At 69.1% G+C, this 25,477-nt stretch carries 24 protein-coding genes and 1 CRISPR repeat array; of the genes, 11 read left to right on the top strand and 13 right to left on the bottom strand.

Features of this window, described 5'->3' with window-relative positions:
* Window positions 1-29 precede the first annotated feature (29 nt).
* Window positions 30-1,004 carry a helix-turn-helix transcriptional regulator gene (locus RUR_RS20625; protein WP_283136736.1) on the bottom strand — a complete coding sequence of 325 codons (975 nt, stop codon included), beginning with the start codon at window positions 1,002-1,004 and terminating at the stop codon, window positions 30-32.
* Window positions 1,005-1,488: 484 nt separating this feature from the next.
* On the opposite strand from RUR_RS20625, the gene RUR_RS20620 reads away from it, so the two are divergent.
* The 3 genes from RUR_RS20620 to RUR_RS20610 all read left to right on the top strand — a co-directional run bounded on the left by RUR_RS20620 (window position 1,489) and on the right by RUR_RS20610 (window position 3,979).
* Window positions 1,489-1,953 carry a hypothetical protein gene (locus RUR_RS20620; RefSeq protein ID WP_283136735.1) on the top strand — a complete coding sequence of 155 codons (465 nt, stop codon included), beginning with the start codon at window positions 1,489-1,491 and terminating at the stop codon, window positions 1,951-1,953.
* 127 nt (window positions 1,954-2,080) lie between these two features.
* Window positions 2,081-3,046: an ATP-binding cassette domain-containing protein gene (locus RUR_RS20615; protein ID WP_283136734.1), complete on the top strand. Its 966-nt coding sequence runs from the start codon at window positions 2,081-2,083 to the stop codon at window positions 3,044-3,046.
* 183 nt (window positions 3,047-3,229) lie between these two features.
* Window positions 3,230-3,979, top strand: a complete 750-nt coding sequence (locus tag RUR_RS20610; RefSeq protein ID WP_283136733.1) for an ABC transporter permease — start codon at window positions 3,230-3,232, stop codon at window positions 3,977-3,979.
* Between the two features lie 83 nt (window positions 3,980-4,062).
* Here RUR_RS20610 and RUR_RS20605 read toward each other — a convergent pair whose 3' ends face one another.
* From RUR_RS20605 to RUR_RS20595, 3 genes are all read right to left on the bottom strand, one after another.
* Window positions 4,063-5,193 (bottom strand): CU044_5270 family protein, encoded by a 1,131-nt coding sequence (locus tag RUR_RS20605; RefSeq protein WP_283136732.1) that lies wholly within the window; start codon window positions 5,191-5,193, stop codon window positions 4,063-4,065.
* On the bottom strand, window positions 5,190-5,711 hold the full coding sequence (locus RUR_RS20600; protein ID WP_283136731.1) for an RNA polymerase sigma factor: 522 nt from the start codon (window positions 5,709-5,711) through the stop codon (window positions 5,190-5,192). The genes RUR_RS20605 and RUR_RS20600 overlap by 4 nt, the downstream gene beginning before the upstream one ends.
* A 456-nt stretch (window positions 5,712-6,167) precedes the next feature.
* Entirely contained in the window at window positions 6,168-6,584 is a 417-nt protein-coding gene (locus RUR_RS20595) for an RIP homotypic interaction motif-containing protein (protein ID WP_283136730.1), read from the bottom strand.
* Between the two features lie 473 nt (window positions 6,585-7,057).
* Here RUR_RS20595 and RUR_RS20590 point away from each other — a divergent pair, with 473 nt between their 5' ends.
* The 3 genes from RUR_RS20590 (at window position 7,058) to RUR_RS20580 (ending at window position 9,335) form a co-directional block, all read left to right on the top strand.
* Complete coding sequence (locus RUR_RS20590) at window positions 7,058-8,044, top strand: GNAT family N-acetyltransferase (RefSeq protein ID WP_283136729.1); 987 nt, start codon at window positions 7,058-7,060, stop codon at window positions 8,042-8,044.
* Window positions 8,045-8,158: 114 nt separating this feature from the next.
* Entirely contained in the window at window positions 8,159-8,917 is a 759-nt protein-coding gene (locus RUR_RS20585) for an SDR family NAD(P)-dependent oxidoreductase (RefSeq protein ID WP_283136728.1), read from the top strand.
* A gap of 16 nt (window positions 8,918-8,933) precedes the next feature.
* Window positions 8,934-9,335 (top strand): MerR family transcriptional regulator, encoded by a 402-nt coding sequence (locus RUR_RS20580; RefSeq protein ID WP_346349054.1) that lies wholly within the window; start codon window positions 8,934-8,936, stop codon window positions 9,333-9,335.
* Between the two features lie 122 nt (window positions 9,336-9,457).
* Here RUR_RS20580 and RUR_RS20575 read toward each other — a convergent pair whose 3' ends face one another.
* Window positions 9,458-10,459, bottom strand: coding sequence for a metallophosphoesterase (locus RUR_RS20575; RefSeq protein WP_283136727.1), 1,002 nt, complete (start codon window positions 10,457-10,459; stop codon window positions 9,458-9,460).
* A gap of 333 nt (window positions 10,460-10,792) precedes the next feature.
* Here RUR_RS20575 and RUR_RS20570 point away from each other — a divergent pair, with 333 nt between their 5' ends.
* A complete protein-coding gene (locus tag RUR_RS20570) occupies window positions 10,793-12,025 on the top strand; it encodes an FAD-dependent oxidoreductase (RefSeq protein ID WP_283136726.1) in 1,233 nt (410 codons plus the stop codon).
* Between the two features lie 317 nt (window positions 12,026-12,342).
* Here the strand turns inward: RUR_RS20570 and RUR_RS20565 are convergent, their stop codons facing one another.
* Window positions 12,343-13,083: a TetR/AcrR family transcriptional regulator gene (locus RUR_RS20565; protein WP_283136725.1), complete on the bottom strand. Its 741-nt coding sequence runs from the start codon at window positions 13,081-13,083 to the stop codon at window positions 12,343-12,345.
* A gap of 104 nt (window positions 13,084-13,187) precedes the next feature.
* On the opposite strand from RUR_RS20565, the gene RUR_RS20560 reads away from it, so the two are divergent.
* Window positions 13,188-13,970, top strand: coding sequence for a DUF2306 domain-containing protein (locus tag RUR_RS20560; protein WP_283136724.1), 783 nt, complete (start codon window positions 13,188-13,190; stop codon window positions 13,968-13,970).
* Between the two features lie 258 nt (window positions 13,971-14,228).
* Here RUR_RS20560 and RUR_RS20555 read toward each other — a convergent pair whose 3' ends face one another.
* Window positions 14,229-15,128 (bottom strand): alpha/beta fold hydrolase, encoded by a 900-nt coding sequence (locus RUR_RS20555; protein ID WP_283136723.1) that lies wholly within the window; start codon window positions 15,126-15,128, stop codon window positions 14,229-14,231.
* Between the two features lie 107 nt (window positions 15,129-15,235).
* On the opposite strand from RUR_RS20555, the gene RUR_RS20550 reads away from it, so the two are divergent.
* From RUR_RS20550 to RUR_RS20540, 3 genes are all read left to right on the top strand, one after another.
* Window positions 15,236-15,838 (top strand): TetR/AcrR family transcriptional regulator, encoded by a 603-nt coding sequence (locus tag RUR_RS20550; RefSeq protein ID WP_283136722.1) that lies wholly within the window; start codon window positions 15,236-15,238, stop codon window positions 15,836-15,838.
* Between the two features lie 94 nt (window positions 15,839-15,932).
* On the top strand, window positions 15,933-17,540 hold the full coding sequence (locus RUR_RS20545) for an MFS transporter (RefSeq protein ID WP_283136721.1): 1,608 nt from the start codon (window positions 15,933-15,935) through the stop codon (window positions 17,538-17,540).
* A 348-nt stretch (window positions 17,541-17,888) separates the two neighbouring features.
* On the top strand, window positions 17,889-18,386 hold the full coding sequence (locus RUR_RS20540) for a hypothetical protein (protein WP_283136720.1): 498 nt from the start codon (window positions 17,889-17,891) through the stop codon (window positions 18,384-18,386).
* A 195-nt stretch (window positions 18,387-18,581) separates the two neighbouring features.
* On the opposite strand, the gene RUR_RS20535 is transcribed toward RUR_RS20540, so the two are convergent.
* The 6 genes from RUR_RS20535 to RUR_RS20510 form a co-directional block, all read right to left on the bottom strand.
* On the bottom strand, window positions 18,582-20,288 hold the full coding sequence (locus tag RUR_RS20535; RefSeq protein WP_283136719.1) for an HNH endonuclease signature motif containing protein: 1,707 nt from the start codon (window positions 20,286-20,288) through the stop codon (window positions 18,582-18,584).
* 296 nt (window positions 20,289-20,584) lie between these two features.
* Window positions 20,585-21,404: a CRISPR direct-repeat array (repeat unit 29 nt; unit sequence CCCCTCCCCACGCCCGTGGGGGTGAACCG).
* Between the two features lie 38 nt (window positions 21,405-21,442).
* Entirely contained in the window at window positions 21,443-21,937 is a 495-nt protein-coding gene (locus RUR_RS20530) for an HIT family protein (protein ID WP_283136718.1), read from the bottom strand.
* Window positions 21,938-22,185: 248 nt separating this feature from the next.
* Window positions 22,186-22,854 (bottom strand): permease-like cell division protein FtsX, encoded by a 669-nt coding sequence (locus RUR_RS20525; protein WP_283136717.1) that lies wholly within the window; start codon window positions 22,852-22,854, stop codon window positions 22,186-22,188.
* Window positions 22,855-22,859: 5 nt separating this feature from the next.
* Window positions 22,860-23,402, bottom strand: a complete 543-nt coding sequence (locus RUR_RS20520; protein ID WP_283136716.1) for a sigma-70 family RNA polymerase sigma factor — start codon at window positions 23,400-23,402, stop codon at window positions 22,860-22,862.
* Between the two features lie 422 nt (window positions 23,403-23,824).
* The gene (locus tag RUR_RS20515) at window positions 23,825-24,838 is read right to left on the bottom strand and encodes a glycoside hydrolase family 113 protein (protein WP_283136715.1); all 1,014 of its coding nucleotides are present in this window, start codon (window positions 24,836-24,838) and stop codon (window positions 23,825-23,827) included.
* A 10-nt stretch (window positions 24,839-24,848) separates the two neighbouring features.
* Complete coding sequence (locus RUR_RS20510) at window positions 24,849-25,469, bottom strand: TetR/AcrR family transcriptional regulator (protein ID WP_283136714.1); 621 nt, start codon at window positions 25,467-25,469, stop codon at window positions 24,849-24,851.
* Between the last annotated feature and the right edge of the window lie 8 nt (window positions 25,470-25,477).

The following is a 25,477-nucleotide window of genomic DNA, read 5'->3' as shown; positions in this document are numbered from 1 at the left end:
CGGGGTCGTCTCCGTCGTGTCCGCGAGGGTCACGCGGGTTTCTCGGCGGCCGGGCCGCAGGAGCGGAGGAAGAGTTCGCCGACGGCGCGGAGGCGGTCGCGCAGGGCGGGTGGGTGGACCACCTCGAATTCGGCGCCCACCGAGGCCAGGACCAGCGGCATCCAGTCGAATCCCTCGTCGGACATCAGCAGCCGGGAGGTTCCGTCGTCCAGCTCCTCCACGGTGGCCCACTGTCCCACCGCCGCCCTGACCCGCTCGGCGGGGGCCTGGAGCAACACGGTGATCTGATGCGGCCGGGGGATCGAGGCGAGCCGGTCGCGAATGAAGGCCACCGGGTCGCCGCCGGGCAGGTCGCGCGGCCGGAACCGCAGGCCGGTCGGCTCCGGGGCGCTGATGCGGTCGACCCGGAAGGTCCGCCAGTCGTGGCGTTCGGCGTCCCATGCGATCAGGTACCAGCGTCTGCCGAGGGGTACCAGCCGGAACGGTTCGGCCAGCCGTGTGGTCCGAGCGCCGTCGCGGGCCGTGTAGCCGAACCGGAGCCGCTCCTCGTCGCGGCAGCCCTGGGCGAGCGTGGTCAGCACCTCGGCGTCGACGGTGGGCCCGTTCCCGGGGAGGGCGGGCACCGTGGAGGTCCGGAGTGCGTCGAGACGGCGCCGCAGCCGGGGCGGCATCACCTGGATCACCTTGGCGAGGGCGCGCACCGAGGTCTCCTCTATCCCGGTCACCGCCCCACCCGCGGCCGTCCGCAGGCCGACCGCGATGGCCACGGCCTCCTCGTCGTCCACGAGCAGGGGCGGCATCGCGGCACCGGATTGCAGCTGGTAGCCGCCGGCGACGCCGCGGCTGGCCTCGACGGGGTAGCCGAGCTCCCTGAGGCGGTCGACGTCGCGGCGCAGGGTCCGCTCGCTCACGTCCAGCCGGTCGGCCAGTTCGCTTCCGGTCCAGTAGCGGTGGGTCTGGAGGAGGGACAGGAGTCGCAGCATGCGTGAGCTCGTGTTCGCCATGGATCCACGTTCCCCCTGATTCAGGTCAGAAATCGGCCGGAATCTGAACTCTAGCCCGTAGCGGGGTGCTCCCCTCTGCCGGGGATTTACGGTTCACCTCGGGGGAGAGCGTCCGGACTCGGATGCCCGCCGGGGTGAACGCCCGCCTTGAGATGCGGTTCCACAACATCGAGATGCCTGAGGACCGTGTTCGCCGGCTCCGGTGGGAGAGGCTTCGTGAACCTCCGGACGAGGATCGCCCGACGGCGACGGCGAGCAAGGCGCAGGCTCCGGCCCGTATGCCACCCTGCACGCGCCGGGCGTAGGTCGGTCGGGACGCTCATCGCCGCAGCGGACGGGGCCTGGGGGACGGCCTCAGCGATATGCCGATTTATGCAGTGCTATGTGGCGGCCGACTGCGATCATGTCGACGATCACATCTCCGAGGGGCTGTCCTATGATTCGTTTTATCGCCGGAAAACCCGGTCTACCGCCGGTTCTTTTCGTGTTGGCCTATCTGGCGGCCGTCGGCACGCTCGCCTGGCAAGCCGTTTACGGCGACCTTGGGGATCTCTATTTCGGGTTCCTGACCATCCAGCTGATGGCCTTTCCCGTCTCCGTCCCAACGATTCTCGGTCACTCCTGGCTTGAGCGGCTCTTCCTCGGTGCGGGGGACGCCGGTCCCGTGCCAGGCGGGGAGTTCCTGCTCATGGTGCTGCCCGGTGTCATCGCCGGCGTGCTCCTTGGAGTCCTGCTGACCCGGTGGCGCCGACTGGGAAGCATCCTGGGCTCGATTCCGGCGCTGCTGGTCATCGGGGCCGGATTGGTGAACACCTTCGAGGGCTGGCCGCCGAGCCGGTTCCACGGCTGGCCGTTCTTCGTGTACGGAGCAATCATGATCGTCGGTCTGATCGCCAATGTGCGTGCCCACAAGCAGGGGGTGACCCGGAAGATCGTCCCCGAGGGATGAGATCCGTTGGGAAACGATCTCGCTACCGATCGTTTTCCAGGTTGGTCGGCCTGCGGGGGAATCGTCGCGGGATTGAGGTCAGGAACTGGCCGGAATCCGCTCTAGTGTGGACACCATGAGCCGGACGATGATTCACACGCAAGCGCTGACCAGGCACTTCACCGCGGGCAAGCAGACGGTCGAAGCGGTACGCGGCCTGGACCTGCGGGTCGAGACCGGGGAGATGGTGGCGCTGCTCGGGCCCAACGGGGCAGGGAAGTCGACCACGCTGCGGATGCTGACCACGCTGCTCACCCCGACCTCGGGAACGGCGAAGGTCGCCGGATTCGACGTGCGGACCCGGCGGCGTGAGGTACGCGGCCGGATCGGCTACATCGGGCAGGGCAACGGGGCCGGGCACAGCCAGCGGGGGCGGGACGAGCTGATCAGCCAGGGCCGCGCCTACGGGATGGGCAAGCCCGCGGCCCGGGCCCGGGCCGCCGAGCTGATCGCCTCGCTGGACCTGGAGGCGGTCGCCGATCGGGTCGTGTCGTCGTTGTCGGGGGGCCAGCGGCGGCGGCTCGACGTGGCCATGGGCCTGATCCACGCCCCGGAGCTGCTCTTCCTCGACGAGCCGTCCACGGGGCTGGACCCGCAGAACCGGGCGAACCTCCAGGAACACATCCGCCGGCTGCGGGCCGAGCACGGGACCACGATCGTGCTGACCACGCACTACCTCGACGAGGCCGATCAGCTGGCCGAGCGGGTCATCGTGATCGATCAGGGCAGGGTCATCGCCGACGACACCCCGGAACGGCTCAAGGCGGACTACGCCGGGGACCGCATCACCCTTTCCTTCGACCGCGAGGACGACGCGGTTCACGCGGTCGCCCGCTCGACCGGCATCGCGGGGGCGCAGGTCGAGCGGAGCGGGACGCGGGTGACGATCGAGTCCCGGGGTGGGGCCCGGCTCGTGCCCAAGCTGCTGCAGAGCCTGGACGAGTCCGGCCTCACCGTCGCCGCGGTGGAGGTCGCCCGGCCCACCCTCGACGACGTCTTCCTCACCCTGACCGGCCGGAGCCTGCGCGAGGAAGGCGTCTCGGCCTCATCCTGACCTCGCCGGCTCACCGGCCTTCACATGCGCGCAGACCCTCAAGCGCAGGCAGGCAAGCCCGGCGACCTGCCGTTCCGGCGACACGTCGCCACGGGGTGCCGGTCGCGCGGACCGATGTACCGATTGGTGTCAGCGCGAGCCGCGGCGCCGTACCAGACCTCCTCGAACCCGATAGGGAGCCCGATGCACACCACCCTGGTCACCGACACCGTCACGGTGTTCAGCCGCGAGCTGCGGCCGGTGCTGCGCGATCCGTTCTCCATGATCTTCACCATGGTGCAGCCGCTGTTCTTCCTGGGCTTGTTCGCCCCGCTGCTCCCCGGCACCGTGGGCGGCGGCTCGGCGTTGCAGTGGTTCGTCCCGGGGATCGTGGTGATGTCCTGTCTGTTCGGGACGTCGGCCGTGGGCTCGAACCTTCAGTACGAGATGCACACCGGATCACACGAACGGATGCTGGTGTCCCCGCTCCGCCGTCCCGCTCTGATCATCGGCCGGGCGTTGAAGGAGATCGTGCCGATGTTCGCCCAGACGGCTCTCATCGTCGTCGTCACCATCCCGTTCGGCTTCCGCCCGCACCTCGGGGGTGCCCTGATCGGCCTGCTGATCCTCGGGGTCTTCTGCGTCGGGCTCGGCGCGCTCTCCTACACGCTCGCCCTCGCGTCGAAGAACCGGGAGTGGCTGTTCTGGTCGGTCCAGCAGGCTGTGATCTTCCCGCTCCTGCTGCTCGCCGGGATGCTGCTCCCCGTCGACGGAGCACCCGGCTGGCTGCAGGCACTCTCCAAGGTCAACCCCCTCACCTATGTGGTGAACGCCGAGCGTGCGCTGTTCAACGGCGAGATCCTCACCGGCGCCGTCGGCTGGGGGCTGCTCGCCGCAGCGATCGTGGCGGCCCTCGGCCTGCTCGTGGGCACCCGGGCCATGAACCGCGCCTAGGAACGGTACGGACCGTCGTCCCCCGGTCGGGTGATCGGGGGACGACGGCCGTGGAGGGTGCCCGATTTGGTCCTCTTGTCCGGCTACTTAGCCGGGGATTCGTCCGTCCAGCCCGCCTCCTTGACCACGGTCGAGAACCGGATGGAGCCCGGGGTCAGCCCGGGAGCCGCCGAGAAGTCCGGCGACACCACCACGACGTCCGAGGCCAGCCCGCGCCCGGTCTCCGCATCGATGATCAGACGGTGCAGCATCGGGCCGTCGTCCCGCGTCGTGATCTCGAGTCCGACCGCGGGGCCGGTCCGGCCCTCGGCGTCGGTCACCTCGCCGAGCGACTTGATCGACGGGAGTTCCGAGAGCATCCGGAACGTCGCGGCCCGCACGTCGGGGGTGACCGGCATCTCGATCACGATGTTGGCGGCGACCGAGAACAGCCACTCGTCCCGCCCCATCGGCTCATTCGTCTCCGTGGCGGTGCCCTTGTAGGACGACAGCAGCCACCTCTTCAGCGCGTCCGGTTCGGCGGGGAGGCCGCGGAGATCCTTCATCGAGACGTTCCGGCCAAGCCAGTACACCTTGTCGCCGTCGGGGAGCGGCCAGCGTCTGGTCTCCACCTTGCCGGCGGCGGTCGGGACCTCGAACGGCTTGCCGCCCTCGCTAATAGTGATCTTGGTTGGCGAGCCTGCGGCACGCCAGGCCTTCTCGTCGTCGGGGGTGGTCGGCTTGGCCCCCAGCTCCTGGGAGCGCTCCCACGCCTGCGCGCCGGGCTTGGCGGGAACCCACGACTCCACGCGGCGTCCGGTGGTCACCGTGTAACCCTTGGCTTGGCTGACGCCCGAGTGGAAGACGACCGTCTGCCAGTAAGCCCCCTGGCCGGCCGGTTCACGGGCCGTCGTGGTCGCCGCGGCGAGCAGCACCTGCCGGGCCGAGAGGACGAGCTTCGGGCTCGCCACCGGGCTGGGGGTGCCCTGGGCGACGGCGGGAGCCCGTGGCGCCGTACCCGTGCCCGAGACCAGGAGGGCGATCGCCGTCACCGCTGCCGCGGCACCCGCCAGGCCGAGCCCCCACGCCGGCCTGATCATCGTGCGCCGGGCACGCCCGGCCTCCCGCGGCTGCGCCATCGCGTAGCCCAGCTCGGCGCTTCTGGTCCGCTCGTCCACCGTGGTCTCGCCGAGGTGGGCCGGACGGGCACGGCGTAGTTCTTCGATCGGGTTCATGACCACTCCTCACTGAGACGCCGCACCCGGGGCGCGGCCGGGACGGTGGACTCCATCTCCCGCTTCAGCCGTTTCCGCGCCCGGTGCAGCCGGACGCGAAAGGCCGCCGACGAACAGCCGATCACCTTCGCCGCGTCGCGGGGGCCGAGCCCCTGCCAGGCGACGAGCACGAGCAGCTCCCGATCCTCCGGCGCCAGCCGGGTGAGCGCGTGCAGCACGCCGAGCCGCTCGGTCACCTCGTCGGCCACGTCGCCTTCGGTCCACTCCCGCAGCTGGGCGGCGAGACCCTCCCGGCGGATCTCCGCCCTGACGGTGTCGCGCGTCACGTTGCGCGCCACCCCGAGCAGCCACGGCAGTGGATTCGGCGGTATGTCGTCGAGCCTGCGCCAGGCGATGGCGAACGTCTCGCTCACCACCTCGTCGGCGACCTGTCGCCCTGCCTGGGCCACCACATAGGCCCAGACGCGTTGTCGACAGTCGTCGTAGATGGTGGTGAAGCGTTGAGATTCGTCCAGCACCGTCCCGCCCTTTCGTCCCGGATGTCATTGACATGAGGAAGTGGTCCGGGACGGCTGATTGTTACCGGGAAGCTGCGGATTCCGATACGGCGTGCGCGCGCGCCCGGTCGCAACCCCCGGCCAAGGCGGACGTCATGGACGTCGAGGTCCGCAAGCACCGCGAGGGCGTGGGAAGCGGGTTCGGCATCCGCCGTACTGTATCGGGGTGACTCCTGGGCGAACCCGGCGCATGTCGGGGCACCGTGCTCCCGGAGCTCGATCGGCTCGGCGGAGCCATCCGGTTCCCCGTCGGTATGCCGGGCGGCGAAGGACGGCCGTCAACAGTCTCGGTGTGGTGATGGAGGTGCCGTGCGCGGCGGTCGCCGATCAGCACCCCGGTGGCGCCGCGCACGTCAACGGTGCACCCGTCCTGCGTTCGGGGTTCGGCCGGATCCTTCGCCGACTTCGCGGGGCGGATCACTCTCGGCGGGCCCCGCTGGAGCTCTCATCGTTCGGGGGACGCCGGGGGACGATGTGCTGAGTGTTGTGCTCTCCGATCTGCACCCCCTCGGCGTGCCTGACGTCCACCGTGTACTTCCCGGCCTTGGCGGCCTCGCCTTGACTCGCGGCAGGCCAGGCGCCGCCACCGGTGGGGGCGGCCGAGGCGTCCCGGTCGGCCGCCTCGGTCCGCGACGCCTGTTCGGCGGCCGATCGACGCAGGCCGGCCCACCCGGTCACCGCCAGCGTGACCGCCAGTACCTCGCAGAGCGCGGCGATCACCCCGGCCGGGCCTGCGGCCTTGGCGGGCCCTTCCGATATGACGATCAGCACCAGGCCGATTGCGGCTGTCAACCCGACTACCCCTGCGGCCCACGTCACCACGCGCCATCTCATGACTTCTATTATCGGCGCGAGTTTGCCGGCTCATTTGGAAATTCTTTTTCCATCACGCAAATCGCGTTCTCGTGGCGAAGAGCTGGAAATTCGCGTCTGCGGTGCCGTGCCGAAGCTCGCGGAATTCTTTCCCTTATGTCTCCTTTATCCGGCGACGTGGTCTGTGACCCCTGGTGGGGCGGTGTCCGGACGGATGTTCGTTCGCGGGGCGCCGCGGATGATGACCGGATTCCCGAGGCGAACTCGATTTTGATGCCGACTCTATTATGGCATCCGATAATTTCGGCAAATATGCTGCGGTATACCGAGTTCCAAGGGATCTCCTAGACCAGGGGAGATCAAGAACAAGGAGAGATCTGTGAAGTATGTCGGTGATCGAGGCTCGGCGTAGGGCCAAGGCGGGCAGCACAGCTCTGGGTCGTATGGTGATGAATCGGTGTGAACGCCCAAATATGATCTTGTAGGCTCGGCCCGTGATCGAAGAGAAGCCGGTGGTCGACGTGTCGGAGTACGTCGAGGCGCCGATCGTCGATGTGTGGCGGGCCTTCGTCACCCCCGAAGGGCGCGACGGATGGTGGTCTTACCTGCAGCTTGATCCGGTGGTGGGCGCCCGCTTCGCGGAACACTGGACGGACGACCAGGACAGGGCGCAGGTCACCTCCGGTTTCGTGGTGAAATTCGACCCCCCGAACCTGCTCGTGCTGACCTGGGCCGACGACGGCTGGCCCGCGCGGACCAGGGTCGAGATCCGGTTGCGGGAAAGCGGGACGGGCACCGCCCTCCACCTCCGGCACACCGGGTGGGAGGCCCTTCCCGGCGGTCGAGATGCACGGCGACGGGTGGCGGCGGCACCTTTCCAACCTGCGGGCGTTCATGAACACCGCATCCGACTCGTGAACCTGTTTGGCAACCCAAGGGGAGAAGCGCAAGTGACCCAGGTGACCCTCCGCCCTGTCCGCGACGAGGATTTGGCGATCTTCGAGCGGGAACTCTACCCCCGGCAGGCGAGCGAGCTCCAATGGTTCGGCCACCGCGCGGTGGCCGGGGAGCGGCGGGCGTTCGCGGAGACGGGGCTGCTCGGCGACGACGGCGGTGTGATGACGATCTGCGCGGGCGACCGGGTGGCGGGCCGCATCCAATGGTGGAAGACCTCCTGGGGCCCGCCCGCCACCTCCTGGTGCTGGACCTTCGGCATCACGGTCGGGCCCGGTCATCGAGGACACGGCGTCGGGACGGAGGCGCAACGGCAGCTCGCCGCCTACCTGTTCGCGCACACCCGCGCGCACCGCATCGAGGCTTCCACCGACGTACTCAACCACGCCGAGCAGCGCGCGCTGGAGAAGGCGGGGTTCCGGCGCGAAGGCGTCCTGCGCGGGGCCCAGTGGCGGGGTGGCGCCTGGCACGACCAGATCCTGTACGCGATCCTCCGCACCGACGTCGACCCCGCCGGGCCGGCTTGACCCGTACCGCGGCTGTCCGTGATGAGGTGGGTACGGCCTGCGGGCCGTACCCACCGTGGATCGCGGTTCACCGCTTGACCTTGCCGCCGGCGTCAGGGTTGCACGATGGCGGGCATGAACCACATCGAACCGCAGGACAGCCGTGTCGTCGCCGTCACCGGAGCGGGTACCGGGATCGGCAGGGCCACCGCGCGGGCCTTCGCCGCCGAGGGCGCCCGGGTGATCGCGATCGGGCGGCGAGCCGAGCCGCTGAAGGAGACCGCCGACGGCTACGACCTGATCACGCCGCTGCCCGCCGACGTCACCGCCGACGACGGGCGGGATCGGATCCTGCGGACCGTACGGGAACGGTACGGCCGCCTGGACGTACTGGTGAACAACGCCGGAATCGTGCAGGGAGGTGCACTCGGCACGGTGACCCCGGAGGCGGTAACGGCTCAGCTCTCGGTCAACCTGGTCGCCCCGATCCTGCTGACCCAGGCGGTGCTACCCCTGCTGGTCGAATCCCGCGGGGTGATCGTCAACGTGAGTACCTCGATCGGGCAGCGGGCGTGGCCCGGCACCTCGGTCTACGCGTCGACCAAGGCGGCGCTGGAGACGCTGACCCGGAGCTGGGCGGTCGAGCTGGCGGACCGCGGGGTCCGGGTGGTGGCCGTCGCCCCCGGCGCGATCGGAACCCCGATCGGCGAACACCAGGGGCTTACCCCTGAGCAGCTGGCGGCGGTCCGGGAATGGCAGCTGGAGAAGACCCCGATGCGCCGGATCGGCCGGGCGGACGAGGTGGCCTGGGCGATCACCCGGCTGGCCGCGCCGGAGGCGTCGTTCGTGACCGGGGTGGTGCTTCCGGTCGACGGCGGGGCGGTCGTCGGGTGATCGAAGGTGAGGGGAGGTGATTAGAGTGGTGGCGGAGGTGAACGTCATGCGGATCGGCGAACTGGCCGAGGCGACCGGCACGACCGCCCGCGCGCTGCGCCACTACGAGGAGGCGGGGCTGATCTCCTCCGCGCGGGCCGCGAACGGCTACCGCGTCTACGACGAGGTCGCGGCGGTCCGGGTCCGCAACATCCGTCACCTGCTCGCCGTCGGGCTCACCCTGGAGGACGTACGACATTTCCTGCCGTGTCTGGACGGCGACCTCGCGGCGACGCACCCCTCCGAGGAGGGGCTGCGGGTCGCGTGGGAGCGTCTGGCGGTCCTCAACGAGCGGATCGCGGCCCAGGCCGAGGTCCGCGACCGGCTGGAAGCCGCACTCCTGCGGCATACCGGAGGTCGGATCCGCCCGGTGGCCTGACATCCTGCACGGGCTTACATCCCGTACGGGCTTACATCCCGTACGGGCTTACATCCCGTACGGGCTTACATCCCGTACGGGCGAAACGCCGCGGCCGGTCGCCTTCCGGAGCCCGGTGCTCCTCAATCGGGCGGCTCGGTCACGACCAGCCCCAGCGCGGCGGCCAGTTCGGCGGTCTTGCGCGGCGTCGGGCACCGTTTGGCCAGGGTGGCCTGGTCGAGCCGACCGTCCCGGGCCTGAAACAGGTACTTCGCCGCGGGGTGCCGTCGCAGCTCGTCGGCGGTGAGCCCGTCGGCGAGCTCGTATGCAGCGTCCGTCAGGGCGGGGAACGACGCCCGCAGGTCCGCCGCCCACTCCTCGACCGACTCCAGCCAGCCGCGGGTGGCGGGGTCGGTCGCCGAGGAGAACCGCTCGATCGTCCCGGCCAGCTCCGGCCAGGTGAGGTCACGCCACGGCTTGGTCTTCAGGACGGGCAGTTGCCACCGGCGTTTGGCGATCGACCAGTGGTCGGCGCGTGCGGCCACCGAGTGGACCGTGAACCCGGGGACGCACAGCGCGGTCAGGTTCCAGCCGTGGCAGGCGCCGGTGTCCAGGCCGAAGACCCTGCCGTCGCGGATCAACGGCTCTCGCCCGGTCACGTGATGGCCGAACACGACGGGTTTGGCGTCGGTGTAGTGGTCGTGCCAGTGCCCGCCGGGGAACAGCGCGGCGAGTTCCCGTTCACCGCTGGTCGAGCCGCAGAGGATCTCCTCCTTCTGGTCGGCGGGCGGGATTCCCGGGATCAGCGCGGCGTGCACCACACGGACGTGTTCGTTTTCGAAGTGGTACGGCAGCGTCCGCATCCAGTCGACCGTTTCGGCGTAGCGGTCGCCGAGTTGCAGGCGTGTGATCTCCTGGGCGTAGGAGAAGATCCCACGGACGTGTTTGCGTTCGTGGTTGCCCATGACCGCGACCGAGTTCGGGCGTTCGCGGAAAAGCCCGACCACCTCGCCGGGCGCCGGACCGCGGTCGACCAGATCGCCGACGCCGATCAGCAGGTCGTCGGGGCGGAGCTCGACCTTCTCCAGGAGTTCGAGCAGTTCGTCGTAGCAGCCGTGGATGTCGCCGACGATGACGGTACGCACCTCGGCGACGCTAGACGTTCTTCGATGCGCTCGGCAAAGGGTTATCGGAGACGCCTGCCCGTGATCGCCGCGGAGGCGGCCTCCGTACTTCTTTGGTGGACGGACATGCGGTCCGGGTAGAGCCAGGGGAGAGGGTGCACGACCCGGTGCGTGGTCGACCGGGTTCACGGGGTCGTGATCGATCCGAGTGGTCTGCGTCACGCGTCATGGCCTGGTAAAGCCTCGTGCGTCGTCGTCCGGCGGAATCCCGGGCGGTACTTTCCGATCGGCATTGACTGGGTTACTCTGGCAACGTAAATATTCATCGTCTGATGAAATATTGGGAGGGTGATCATGACCGAGAACACCGGCGCCCTCGTCTGCGGTGGTGGCCCGGCGGGCATGATGCTCGGCCTGCTCCTGGCCAGGGCGGGGATAGCCGTCACCGTGCTGGAGAAGCACGGCGACTTCCTGCGTGATTTCCGCGGTGACACCGTGCATCCCGCCACCGTGCGGCTCATGGACGAGCTCGGCCTCGGCGAGGGGTTCCGTGCGCTCCCGCAGAGCCGGCTGGGGAACGTGGCGTTCCCCGCCCCCGACGGCACCCTGGTCACCCTGGGGGACTTCACGAGGCTGCCCCCGCCGTACAACTACATCGCGATGGTGCCCCAGTGGGACCTGCTCGACTTCCTCGCCGACGCCGCCCGGCGGGAACCGACCTTCACTCTGCGGATGAACACCGAGGTCACCGGGTTGATCAGAGAAGGCGACAGGGTCGCCGGGGTCGCGTACCGCACCAAGGACGGCCGGGAGGGGAGGATCCGCGCCGAGCTCACCGTGGCCTGCGACGGGCGGGGTTCCACGCTGCGCCGGGAGGCGGGCCTGGTGCCCAAGGAGTTTCCCGTGCCTTTCGACGTGTGGTGGTTCCGCCTGCCCAAGCTACCCGGCGACGACAACACGCCGGCGGGCATAGTTCCGCGGGCCAGGGGGACCGGGGCGGTGCTCGCCCTTTCCCGTGAGGACTACTACCAGCTGGCGTACCTCACCGCGAAGGGAGCCGACGCCCGGATCCGGGCCGAGGGGGTGGAGCGGTTCCGCGAGCGGATCGCCCGGATCCGCCCCGACTTCACCGACCGGCTGGACCAGCTGACCGACATGGACCAGGTGTTCATGCTCGATGTGAAGCTGAACCGCCTCAACCGGTGGTACCGCGACGGGCTGCTGCTCATCGGCGACGCGGCGCACGCCATGTCCCCCGTCGGCGGAGTGGGGATCAACCTCGCGATCCAGGACGCCGTCGCGGCGGCCACCCTGCTCGCCGATCCGCTGCGACACCGTCGGGTGTCCGTCTCCGACCTGGCCGCCGTCCAACGGCGGAGGATGCGTCCCACGAAGATCGTTCAGGCCGCCCAGCGCGTGCTGCAGCGGGTCGTCTTCGAGGGGCAGTTCACCGGCAGGCGGTCGGGCCCACCGAAAGCGGTCCTGTTCCTCGGGCGGTGGTTCCCAGGGTTGCGCAAGTACCCCGCCCGTTTCGTCGGCTTCGGTCCCCGCCCCGAACACGCCCCCGCCTTCGCCCGCCGTCCCTGACAACCTCTGGGCGCCTGACCGGGGAGAGCCGGATCGGCCCCTGGGGCGGCCCATGCGCAGCTCTGGAGGAAGAAGCGTCACCTTGGGGCCGCGTGGTTTGGTCGGCCCCGTCGGGTGGTCGGCCCAAGGTCGGGTGGCGAAGGGGCGCTGCCAAGAATGGGGGTCACCCGAGCCGCCCGCGGCAGCCTGCGGCCGTACCCGCCATCCACCGATCGCGGCGCCCGCTCCGTGGCGGTGACACCTCGGTGGGTTCCCCGGGCCGCACGCAGACGTGACATCCGGGTAGCGGCAGGCCTCTCAATCGGCTGCCGGGGCGGTCAGCCGAGGTGTCGTTTCACATGCTCTTCCACACCGTCGAGGAGGAGCCGCAAGCCGAACTCAAGGTCTACCAGCACGTCCTGCGCTATGCCGATCTCGCTGATGCCGTTGCGGCGGATGACGGTGTGCAGGACGGGGAAGCGGTCCTCGGTGACGACGCGGCTGACGATCTGTTCGAACTCGCCGGCCGTCCGTTCCGATGCCGAGGCGGTGAGGTCGGCGGCCATCGCCGCCTGTCCGCGCAAGGAGCCGATGACGTGCAGCCCGAGTGACAAGACCTCGTTGCCCCTCAACCCGCTGCGGCTCAGGGCATGCAACGCGGCCTCGAACCAGGCCAGCTGGTTGGGTCCCACCGGGGGGCTCAAGGTGGGGACCTTGAGAACCCAGGGATGCGCCTGATAGAGCTGCCAGGTGGCCCGGACCCAGTCTTCCAGCTCCTCACGCCAGCTCGCGCCGTCTCTGGCAGGCGGGGGCGGAGGCGTGGCGGCGTCGAGCATGAGCTCGATCAGCTGATCTTTGCTCGGCACGTAGTTGTAGATCGACATCGTGCTGTAGCCGAGGGTTTTGGCGATCCGCTGCATGGACAGCACGCCGATGCCTTCGGTGTCGGCGATGGCCAGGGCGGCGCTGGTGATCTTCTCAACGCTCAGGCCCGGCCTCGGGCCGCGAGACCCGCGTGGCGAATCCGTTCCCCACAAGAGGTCGACGGTGCGGATCATGCCACCGGTGTCGCGGGACATCAAGCTCCCCTCTGAAAAGGACTTGCCCCATCCTAAAACTCTGTATGGTATACAGTGTTTACGTATGCCATACAGAGTTTCTTGTCAGTGGAACGGAACCCTTCATGAGCAGCACTTTCCACCCGCCTACCCAAGCCACACCGCCTCCGCCGGCGGCTCCGTCCGGCACGCCGCGACCACCCCTGTGGCGCCGGCCGTGGGTCGGGCCACTGATGTTCGTCGCACTCGCCTTCATGGCACTGACCGTGCCCCGGTACCTGACGTTCAATCCGGCGAACACCAACGTCCCCGCACCTGACGGGTTCGGTGCGCACTTCTGGCTGCTGACCGGCCACGTCGTCTTCGGATCGATCGCGATGACGACCTGCTGCTTCCAGATCTGGCCCGCCTTCCGCAACCGCTTCCCCAAGGCACACCGCGTCATGGGCCGCCTGTATGTGTTCGCGGGCGTACTCCCGGCAGGGGTGCTCGGAATCATCGTCGGCGCGGTGAGCCCCTTCGGTCCCGTCGTCCGCGTCGCGAACGTCACGCTCGGGGTCGTCTGGCTCATCGTCACCGTCGTCGGCATCCGCATGGCGATCCAGCGCCGCCACGGTGAGCACCGACGCTGGATGATCCGCAGTTTCGCCCTGACGTTCGCCATCGTCGCCACACGAATCTGGTCGATCGTCTTCGCCGTGGCGTTCTTCGCCGATCAGCTCACCGAAGAGGCGGGGCCCCTCGACCCCACGGTGCAGACGTTCACCGGGATGGGCGTCTGGGTCGCCATGATCGTGAACATCCTGGCAGCCGAATGGTGGCTAGACCGCCCCACCGCCTCGCAGCGCCGGGCCCGCAAAGCACGCAGGGCACGCCGGCATCAGTCCCAGGACCAGGGGATGGCCTAAGCCGACCGCCAACGGTCACCTTGTCGGGTGATCTCGGCGCGGCCCGAAGTGATGGCGCGCCATCGCCTTTGCCCTTGCCCGGCCCGAGAGGACTCGCGTCCTTTCCTGGGACGAAGGAGGTGGGAGATGGCGCCCATTGTCCGGGGAGACTCCCGCCGTCGGCCATCGAGGTGGGTGCCGCCCGTGCACAAGGGGTTGGCAGGCAGGGGCCGGTACGGCCTGCGGCCGAGCGCCGTGTCGCCGGGCGGCCCGAGGCGCTCACCCGGTTCGGATGTCGGCGGTCATGGCGCAGATCTCGTCGACGATGTCGGGCCAGAGCGCACGGGGCAGGTCGTGGCCCATCCCGGGATAGAGCACCAGGCGGGCGCCGGGGACGGCGTCGGCGATCTCCTTCGCGGCTCGCGGACGGACCATCGGGTCGTCCTCCCCGTGGACGACGAGCGTGGGCACCTTGATCCCGCCGAGGCGGGGGAGCAGGTCGCCGGTTGCCCCGGCCGCGGCGGACTGCCGCATCTCCCCGCCTTTGAGGTGCGGATCGCGATCGTAGGAGATTCCGGCCGCCTGGCGATACCAGGCCTCGTCGAGCGGGTATCCGGGTGAGCCGAGGATGCGCATCGCGTCCACGATCCGCTGAGCTGCCCCGGCGCGGTCGGCGGTGTAGCGCGTGAGGCCCTGGCTGATCAGCAGCCGAAGTACGGTGCGCATGCTCACCCGCCCGCGTTTCCAGCCCGCATGACTCGAGGTGAGGGTGAGGCTGCGTACGCGGGCCGGATGTTCGAGGGCGGTCAGCTGGGCGATGACGCCGCCCAGGGAGGCCCCGAACAGGTGCGCACTGGGCCAGCCGAGCGCGTCCATCACCGCCACGGCGTCGTCGGCCATGTCCCGCAGCGTGTAGGCGGCGACTTTTCCGGCCCGGAACCAGTCCTTTCCCAGGTTCGGTCTTCCGGCCTCGGTGAAGTGGGTGGAGAGGCCGCTGTCCCGGTTGTCGAAGCGCGCGACCGTGAATCCGCGGGCCGTGAGCGCGTGGCACAGGTCGTCGGGCCACATCACCATCTGCAAGGCGGTGCCCATGATCAACAGTAGCGGTTCGCCGTCCGGTGCGCCGAACGTCTCGTAGGCGATCTCAACTTCGTTGTTGCGTGCTCTCTCGACCGGCACGGGTGTCCTGCCTCCAATCTTTACAATGCATCCGTATCGTAAAACGTCCGGACCGCATTTGACAATGCGATCGCATTGCAAAACATGGGACAGGTATGCCGAAGAGAGTGGATCACGAAGCTCGATGCGCCGAGATCGCCGAAGCCCTGCTCAGGGTCGTCGACCGTCAGGGCCTGGAAGGCGTCAGCCTGCGCAGCGTGGCGGCCGAGGCGGGAGTCTCCATGGGGCGGGTCCAGCACTACTTCGCGACCAAGGATCAGATGATGACCCACGCGTTGATCTACGTGCACCGGCGGATCTATCGCCGGGTCGCGGCCTGCCTGGATCCCCGGTCACCGCGAGCTCTCGTCCGCAGCGCGATCATCGAGATGCTCCCCCTCGACGACGAGCGGCGCAGTGAGGCTCGGATCGCCTTCGCCTTCCTCGCCCGGTCCGGCGTCGACCCGGTGTTCGCCGCGACGCTGCGGGAGGGCTACCCGTACCACATGGTCTTCTTCGCCCAGCAGATACGCCTCGCCCAAGCGGCGGGGGAGGCGCACCCCGGCCTCGACCCGGAACAGGAGGCGGTGCTGCTGTTCGCCCTCACCCAAGGGCTGGTCAACCCGACCCTGATCGGCTTTCACACCGAGGAGACCGTCACCCAGGCCGTCGACCTCCACCTAGATCGGATCTTCACCGCGGTCGGCCCGGAGGCTTCGACCGGCGGTTGAGGGTTGACCGCTCATCGGTGCCTCATCGGTGCTGAGTCCGAGCCTTCGGCCGGGCGGAAGTCTCCGGGATCGCTTCAACGACAAGCTTGAAATCATGAATCCCAACGACGACAGGACGCCCGGCGCGGAACCTGTCACCCCGGCCCACGAGCCGCGAACCGGTCGTCTGGCCGACGGGCTGCGAACCGGTCGTTCGGCCGACGAGCCAGGCGGCGCGGTCCAGACGGCCGAACGCGGACGCCGTACCGTCGGCCCCACGGGACCCGGCCCAGGCGAACCGGTGAGCCTGCGCGAACTGCTGGGCCCACGGCACCTCGGCGCCGCGACCGTCCTCGCCGTCGGCGTACTCGTCGGCGCGGTCAACATCTATCTGGCGGCGAGCTTGCTGCCGGCCATGGTGTCCGAGCTCGGCGGCGCGGACTTCTACGCGTGGAACATGACGGTCTACCTCGTGGCCATGGTCGTCGCGACGATGCTCACCGGCCGGTTCCTCGCCCGATGGGGGAACATCGGGGCCTACCTTCTCGGCTTCACCCTCTTCACCGTGGGCTCGCTGGCCTGCGCGGCAAGCCCGGCCATGCCGATGCTCCTGACGGGACGGGGCGTCCAGGGGCTCGGTGCCGGACTCCTGTCCGGGCTCGGTTTCGCCGTCGTCAGGTCGGCCCTGCCGCAGCGACTGTGGGCACGCGGAACCGCGCTGATCTCCGCGATGTACGGGGTCGGGAACTTCGTCGGCCCGGCGCTCGGAGGTCTGTTCGCCCAGGCCGGATCGTGGCGTCCGGCGTTCGTCCTGATGGCGGTGGTCGGCGCCGTGTGCGGCGCGGCGGTGTTCCGGGTGATGCCCCGGAGCGAGCGGAACACGGCCCGGGTACCGATTTCCGGCGTGTCCCTCGTCCTGATCACGGTCGCCGCCGTGGCCGTCAGCGCGGCGGGCGTCCTGCCCGGCACGGCGGGGAAGGCGGCGGCGGTCGCGGTCGCGCTCCTGCTGCTTGCCGGGTTCGTGGTCCATGAACGCCGCAGTGGGCTCCGGGTCTTCCCGGCCGCGACGTACCGGGCGGGTTCGCCGCTGAAATGGGTGTACCTGACGATCGGCCTGCTGTCCTTGGGCGTCGCGGCCGAGTCGTTCCTGCCGCTGTTCGGCCAGCGGCTGGGCGGGCTGCCGCCACTGGCGGCCAGCTTCCTCGCCGCCGCCGTTTCGCTCGGGTGGTCGGCGAGCCAGATCGTCGGCTCATCGGCGGTCTGTGCACCTGCGGTGCGCAGAATGATCACCGCGGGTCCGATCCTGCTCGCGTTCGGGTTCCTTGTTCTGGGGCTGATCCAGCGGGAGAACCCCCCGATCTGGCTGGTGGCCGTGTGGGTGCCGGTCCTGTTCGCCGCCGGTTCGGGCATCGGGATCGCCTACCCGCACCTGTCCGTGGCGGCCATGTCGGCGGCCCCGGACCCGGAAGAGGGAAGGCAGGCGGCAGCGGGCATCGCCACCGTGACGACGATGTCGACCGCGTTCGGTACGGCCGTCGCCGGCGTCCTGATCAACCTGGGCGGTACGTCGATGCTCGACTCGGCCCGCTTCATGCTCCTCGGCTTCGCGGTCATATGCCTGATCGGCGTCGCCACCGCCCGGGCCGTGCACCGTACAGGCCGTTCGGAGCCGTTCCGGTCGTCCGGCCCGGCCGATCGCGCCGAGGTCCGTTCATCCGGTTGACCGGAGCTGCGCTCCGCCGGGTTGTCCCAAGGCGAGAAGGGAGGGTGCTGCCCGTCCGGTCTTCACCGGGGTCGGCACCCGGCCTTTCCCGAGGCCTTGGGAACCTGCGTCCCGGCAGGGTTCGCCGACGGAGACATCGGGCACTGGCGGGATCGCGGCGCTTACAGGCTTGGCGCCCACGCTTAGCGCCCACAGGCTTAGCGCTCGCGGTCTTGGCCGGGACTGGGGGATCGGGCGCCCGTTCAGAGCAGGACTCCCGTGGATTCCGGCACGTCCTGATCACGCGAGCGGTTGTGTTCCGTCGGCGCGTTGCTTCCGCTAGGCCGGCGGGGGCTCGATACTGAATCAATGACACGCCCCCTGCTCCTTCTCGACGTGGACGGCGTTCTCAATCCCTTTGCCGCCGTCCGATGCCCGCCGGGGTTCGGCGAGCACGCGATCTTCCCCGATGAGGATCCGATACGCATCTCTCCGGCACACGGGCCATGGATCATCGAACTCGGTCGGCTGTTCGACGTGATGTGGGCCACCAGCTGGAACGATGAGGCGAACCGTTTTCTGGCGCCCCTTCTGGAGATGCCCCCCTTGCCGGTGCTGGCCATGCCTCAAGCGTGCCATCCACGGGAGAAAGTGCCGGTTATCGCGACATTCTCGGCTAAGCGATCCCTCGTATGGATTGACGATGCCCATACCCCGGAAGCCCTGGACTGGGCCGGAAACCGTCACGAGCCAACGTTATTGATCACGATTCCTCCGGAGATCGGGCTGACCCGCGCATCCGTCGACGAGGCCTTGAGATGGGTGAACGAGCTGGAACACGTAGCACCCGCGGCATCCCCTCCTTGATCTTCTCGCCTGCCCCAGCGGCTGGGCCCTGCCTTCCGAGCAGGAGAAACTCATCTGCGGGGTGTGCCTGCGTCGCGGCGGCGGTGGCCACGGGCCGGAGCCGGTCGGACCGGGATCCTCGGCGGCTCGTGGTCGGCCGACCTCACCGGCCGGGATCCAACCGGATCCGGGTTTCAGCCGGTCGGCCTAACTGACTCAGGCGGCGTGTTTTCGCATCCAGGGCGGCCGGATGATCCGGTAGACCATCGTCCCGTCCCGATGCCGAACGATTTCGTAGGCGCCGGGATGGTCGGCCTTGTGCCGGTTGTGAAACCCGCAGACCACGGCCAGGTTTCCGATATCGGTTGGACCGCCGAACTCCCACCCCTCGACGTGGTCCACCTCGCAAGCCCGGGCGGGGATGTCGCACTCGTCCACCGCGCAGGAGCTGTAGCGCACGGCCAGGACCTTGCGTTGGGCATCGGAGGCGAACCGTATCTTGTTCCCCAGGTAGAGCGGCTTTCCCTCCCCCGACAGCAGGAGCAGCGACACTCCGTGGTTCAACGCGATCCGCTTGGCCTGGGCGGCACTGACCGGCGTGCCGTCGGCCAGACGGGCATCGGCGATCTGCCAGCGGCCGGCATTCTCCGGCTTGTTGACCGCGCCGATGCCGAGTACGGCCCCGGAATCGGGCGAAACTCCGGAATCAGAGCCGGCGGTGAACCCGGGTTCCCGGACAGGACCACTGGTCCCGGTGTCCACGCCGGTGCGGGATCGCGGTGGTCGATCGGTGCTGAACACGTATGTTGGCGGGGGTCCGGCCTCGTCCGTACTCTCTGCGGCGCCGTGGGCGGAAATGCTCGTGGGGTCTGCCCTGCGGGGGAGCCGCGTCACGCCGCCCGGGTGTGACACGGACCCGCCGTTGTCGACTTCACCGGCGGAATCGGCGGCAGCCGTACCCCGTGGGACAGGGGTTCCACCGGGTGCGGACGGCACAGCGCGTAGCGGTGAGCCGACGGGCGATGCCGAGGTTGCCGGTGAGGGTAGCGAGCCCCATGACGCCGGTCTGCCACCCAAAGGCATGCAGGCCCCAGGCGAGTCTCCTTCTTCGGTGTCGCGCACTTGGGTGTCGCGCAGCGTGATCACCACCACGGCTTCCTGGCCCCGCCCGTCCCGGGTCAGCAACGTCCGCAGGGCGGCTGCGTTGCGCTTGTCCCGGGTGCCCGCGCCGGCGGAGGCCGTACGGGAGGTCAGCGGGTCAAGCTTGGACTGAAGAACTTGCTTGAGCTCGGGGTCGAACCAGCCCTTCACCCACGCCCCGCCGTCCAGGGAGTCGGTCACCTCCAGCCAGGAGGCGTCGTACCCTTTGCGGGTGTCGCCGTCGGGGCCGTCACCCCGGACTGCCTCGACGATGCGCTCCCCGGCTCTGCGGACCTGCTCCACTGTGCCCCCGGACTCGGCCAGCCCCAGCAGGATGCGTTCCGCCTTCGGGGTGCGGGTGTCATCCAGGCGCTTGACTGCGTGGCAGATCGCCGCCGCGTGCCCGGCCGGAAGCCGATGCTCCGCGAACCGTTCGGCGACGTCGGGGAGACGGTGCAGGGTCCGGGCCAGCGCCAGCCGGTCGGATGCCACCGCGTTGCGGGTTCCCAGCCCGGTGGCCAGCCAGGCCCGTGTCCCGGAGAAGCCATGGATTTTGGCCTGCCCGGTCAGGTCGACGCGTCCCACCAGAGGGGCCAGCGCCCTCTCAACGGCGTCGGCGAGGTCCCCCAGCAGAGCCGCCTGCTCCATGCAGGCCAGGCCGGAACCGGGGACAGGACGGCGGGTGAAGGCGTCGAGTAGCTGCGACGCCGCCTCCAGCAGCTGCTCGGGCAGGGCCGTGCTCAGTCGCACGGTCACCGTCTCCGATCCCGACTCCGATTCCATACGGACAGTGTCGCATCCACCACCGACAGTTTCCGGGCCGTTCGCCCGGCGCGGAACCGAACCCATCGCGAGCCGCCGCCGATCCGGCGGCTTGGGCAACCGTGTTGAGTACGGCCGTGTGTACAGGCGGGGCTATGGTGCTGTCCATGGAGATGGCTGCTTCAGCGTCGCTTTGCAATCCGCCGGATTGCCGGTGAGCCGTAGTCGAAGTGGGCTGGCTCGATTCCGCCTGATCGCCGACAAACCCCGACATGGACGTTCTCACAGCTCACTGACATTTCCGCAGCTCGGGAAGTCCCCTCCCCACGCCCGTGGGGGTGAACCGACCTCCACAACAGCCCGCACGTCTGCCCCTCGCCCCTCCCCACGCCCGTGGGGGTGAACCGCGACGGCAAGGTTCATTATCAATCCCCTCCCCCCCTCCCCACGCCCGTGGGGGTGAACCGCAGACGCGGGACCTCCTGGAGCGGGACGGCCCCCCCTCCCCACGCCCGTGGGGGTGAACCGCCGGTTCACCAGGTCGTGATCAACGGTGAGGACCCCTCCCCACGCCCGTGGGGGTGAACCGCCGCACGGTCGCCGACCTGACGCCGGGGCAGGCCCCTCCCCACGCCCGTGGGGGTGAACCGACGTGGAGGTTGCGGTACGCCGTTTGAGCGCTCCCCTCCCCACGTCCGTGGGGGTGAACCGGAGGCACGGCGCGCGGCGGACCGCGCCGACAGCCCCTCCCCACGCCCGTGGGGGTGAACCGCTCGTCAGCTTCGGCGGAAGCCCTCTTCCAGTCCCCTCCCCACGCCCGTGGGGGTGAACCGGCGCGTCGTGCCTGGCTGCGGGTGTAGGTCCACCCCTCCCCACACCCGTGGGGGTGAACCGTGGGTGCTTCTTTTGTGGGAGGCCCGAATAAACCCCTCCCCACACCCGTGGGGGTGAACCGAGGCCGACCTGCTCGACTTCGACTCATGGGTGTCCCTCCCCACGTCCGTGGGGGTGAACCGGCCCATCCGTGAGGGGCACGGCGCGACCGGGCCCCTCCCCACGCCCGTGGGGGTGAACCGTTCACGGTCAAACTCTTCAACAACGCGGCCGCCCCTTCCCCACGCCTGTGGGGGTGAACCGGATGCGGCTGGCAACGACTCTCGAGGTTTGTGGTCGGCTCACCTCGTGTGAGGCCATCCAGGCCGTGGGTCGTCTGGCTCCGAGCTTCCGGCGAGGTCGAGTGCCGCAAGTCCCCGCTGGACGCGGAGCGCCTCCTCATCGAGTAGGCGGCGGTCGCGGGTGGCCCAGTCGGCATGGATACGAAAGCCGTCGTCCTTGTAACGGGGGAAAACGTGCAGGTGGAAATGAAAGATCTCTTGGAAGGCGGCCTCGCCGTCGGCGAGGAACACGTTGACGCCTTCGCAGCGCAGACCGGACCGTCGTAGCGCTCGGCCGATGCGGTGACCTACCCGCCAGACGTGAGTGCCGGTCTCCTCATCCAGATCCTCCAGGCCCACGGCGTGCCGTCGCGGCACGACGAGAACGTGCCCCGGCGTCACCGCGCCGATGTCCATGAAGGCAACCACGCGATCATCGGAGAAGACCACGCTGGCTTCAGCCTCACCCGCGACGATGGCACAGAAGACGCACTGTTCCCGACCGTGGGCACCCATCCCACAATGATGGCCGTCAGATACGGGGAAGCGAAGCGATTTACGTGCCCCACCACCGCCACACCCCTGAGAAGCGCTGGGCGACATCCACCTGCCAGGCCTGCTCCGCACGGGTCGGGCCGGTCCATCGCCGGCGGTCGGATGGACGTCACCGCCCATCCGACCGCCACAAACGCCAACCCGGCGAACCTTCCCGGTCACGGCACCGGCCCCGGTGATGGTCGCTCTGCCGCTACTGGGGATTCCGGTCAGCGGCCCTTTCCGGGGTAGCTGCAGAGCCCCCGTGACGGCCCCGACGACGGCTTGGGGGGATTCGCTTCTCCTTGCTGGGTGGCAATCTTGATCGCACAGGACTGGTCGTAGCTGAACAAGACACCAGGAAGGTCGCTTACGGCCTTGGCCAGGGCGGCGGTGTCGGCACCCGCCTTGAGCCGGGCATGGAAGGTTTCCGGCAGATCCTGGGGCCTTACCACCTGTGCGAGCTTGCTCCCGGTGTTCCCCCGGAGGAACTCCTTATAGGCCTGCTCACGACTTCGGAAGGTGACTTTCTCCACCCCGGGATACCGGGCGAGCATCCGCCGGATCGCCTCTTTCTCCGCCTTGGTGGCGCCTTTCCTCGCACAGTCGTTCATGTCGGTCGTCCAGCTACAGAGGTAGACCTTGACTCCTCCTTCCCGAGGGATCTCGTCGCCGAGCAGCGACATGGAGAGGGGTGTCGCCTGCTGCTGCGGTTCCGCGGCGGGGGCTGCGAGCCGTACCGCACCGAATATCGACGCGGTGACGGTGAGTATGACGGCGGCGGTCCCGATCGGGCCCATCCTGACGGCGTGGCGGCGCTTGGGCGCCGGTAGCGGGGGATCGCTGTCCGGTACGGAATCCGCGCGGGCCCCCATCGCCTCGCGGAGCCGATCCTCCATGGTGGTCATCGGTTTTCTCCCAGTTCGCGGTGGAGTCTGGCCAGGGCTCTGACGGCCGTGGATCTGACGGTGCTCGTCCTCACCCGCATCACCTCGGCGATCTCGGCGTCGCCCAGGTCGAGGTAGTAGCGCAGGACCAGGGTCTCCCGCTGACGTCGAGGCAGCCGGGTGAGCGCGAGCAGCACCTCACGCCGGGACTCTCCGAGCAGCGCGGCCGTCTCCGCCGAGTCGGCGAGGTCGGTGGACCGCTCGGCGCGGCGCAGGGCGACCGCGCGGCGGCGGAGCACCGATCGGGAGCCGTTGAGCACGCAGGTCCGGACATAGGGGAGTGTGGTGACCCCGGGACGCCGGGAGCCGTGCAGCCGGGCGAACACGTCCTGTACCACGTCTTCCCCGGTCTCCCGATCGCCGACGAGGAGGACCGCCAGCCGGACCAGGCTCAGCCGATGCTCCTGGTAGAAGCCGGCGAGCTCGGCGTCGGGGTGTCGTGCCGACGGAGCGGGTGTCAGGGACACCCGCTCCGCCAGTCGTAAGGTTTCACCGTCCATGCCTGAAGAACGCGCCTCCCCGCCGATCCGCTGCTTCCACTTCCGGCGAGGCTTTCCAGAGGGAGGTACGGCCTGCGGCCGGTCCCGCGGGGATCGATGCACGGGAAGGTTCCGCTGTCGTAGGCCGAGGGGTTGTTCAACCTGCGGTTGGCATGGCTGGCTGAGGGTTTTCGCCGTTCCCGACCGAGGCAGGGGTACGGCCTGTCGCGCCCGATCCTGCGTGGATCGAGCACGGACGGGTTCCGCTGTTCGCGGGGCAAGGGATACTCGGCCTGCGCATGGTCCGGTGTTGATCCGGATCGGGCCGACCAGGGCGCGTACGTCGTTCGGCGGACCCTTACACCCTTGGGAGGGCAGGGCTGCGCCGTTAAGGGCGGGCTTCTATACGTGAAACATGGTCATGGTGATCGCGACGATGCCCGTCAGGCCTGACCGCCGTAGAGCCGGGCTATCTCGTGGAACGCAGCCTTGGGTTCCCAGCGATACGCTCCGTCCCCGTCGTCCGGGATGACCTTGACGATGCCGTAGCCGGCCATGTCCAGGTCGTGCCGGGGATCGGCGGAGTGCGGGTGCTCCGGCTCGATGAACTCGAACACGTACGCGCCGTGCACGTTCTCCGCGTCGTAGACGCCGATCAGCTCGGCGATCTGGTCGGCCTGGACCCGCTCGTTCCTGACCCAGCCACCGTCGATGACCGGTACGGGCCCGCTGTGGTCGATGATCGTGTGGCCGGACGGGCCCTTCTCGGCCGCGCCGTCGAAGCCGCCGCAGCCGAACTCGACGATGACCACGGGCTTGCCGTGCCGGTGGAACCTCCGCAGGTTCTTGACGTATCGGGATCGGTTGTACCGCATCCGGTAGTAGTCCAGGCCCACGACGTCGAACGGTGTCCAGTCCACCTGCTCCCACAGTCCCGAGCCGTAGGTGATGCGGCCGCCGAAGGCGGATCTGGCGACCGCGGCGGCCCTGCCCAGGAGACGGTTCAGCTTCCTGTTGAACCAGGGGAACAGCGGCCAGTACGGCGGGGAGGCCAGCTTGGCGGTTCTGGCCTGGTAGGAGGAGCCGGGGATGATGCCCGCGGAGAAGATCGTGAGCTCACAGCCCACGTTGAGGTCGATCGCCCCGTACGTGTTCCTGAGAAGGCCGGCGGCTTGGGCCGTTTGTGCGAGATGGTCCAGCGTCTTCTGCGGGCCGGCGTCGTACAGCCGGGGTTGCAGCCACACGTGCAGCCCTTCCTCCAACGCGACCGTCGCGGTCTGCACGAGCCGGTCGAGGTCGGTGCCGTAGACACCGACGGAGTTGGCGTGCAGGTGCTCGCGGATGGCGCGGATCTCCTGGCGCATCAGGTCGGGCCGCCACACCCTCCGGGACAGGCCGCCGTCGGGAAGGTAGTTCGTGCCGACGTCGTAGTTGACGCCTTTATGGGTCAAACCCATGAGAGATCCCCTACTTCCGGGTGGCAAGGTCGAAAAGAGTGATCAGCTCCGTGGCGTAGGCGGCCAGGTCGACGGTGGGGTCGGCCGCCCATTGGCCGGCGGCCCCGATAAGGGCTTGGCCGACGGTCACGGCGACCACCTGGGGATCGAAGTGACGGAACTCGCCGTCGTGCCGGCCTTGGCGCAGGATCTCGGACAGGAGCGTGACGACCGATTCGTCGGTGGTCGTGGCGAAGCGCGGCGTGCCGTCGGGGGCGCGGTGGTTGCCGACGACGTCCACCACGGCCAGCAGGCGGGAGCGGTGCGATCGCAGGTAGCCGAGGTTGGACCGGATGTAGGCCGAGAGCATGCCGGCGGCGGTGGTCTCGGTTTCGAGCCGCGCCTGGATGAACGCCCACATGTCGTCGTAGATCTGCGTGACGACCTGCTCAAGAAGGTCGTCTTTGCCGGCGAAGTGGTAGGAGATCACGCTCTTACTGATCTGGGCGTGTTCCGCGATCCGGGACAGTGACGCCTGCGCGTATCCGACGGCCGCGACCGTCTCGATCGCGGCGTCGATGATCTGTCTCCGGCGGGCCTCCTCGATGATCGGGTTGCGTTTCCGTCCGATCGGCCTACTGTCAGACTGCATGGCCTGAT

This window comes from Rhizohabitans arisaemae, from assembly GCF_025996515.1.
Taxonomy (GTDB): domain Bacteria; phylum Actinomycetota; class Actinomycetes; order Streptosporangiales; family Streptosporangiaceae; genus Rhizohabitans; species Rhizohabitans arisaemae.
The sequence above is the reverse complement of the archived record's forward strand: the minus strand, read 5'-3'. Positions and strand labels throughout refer to the sequence as shown.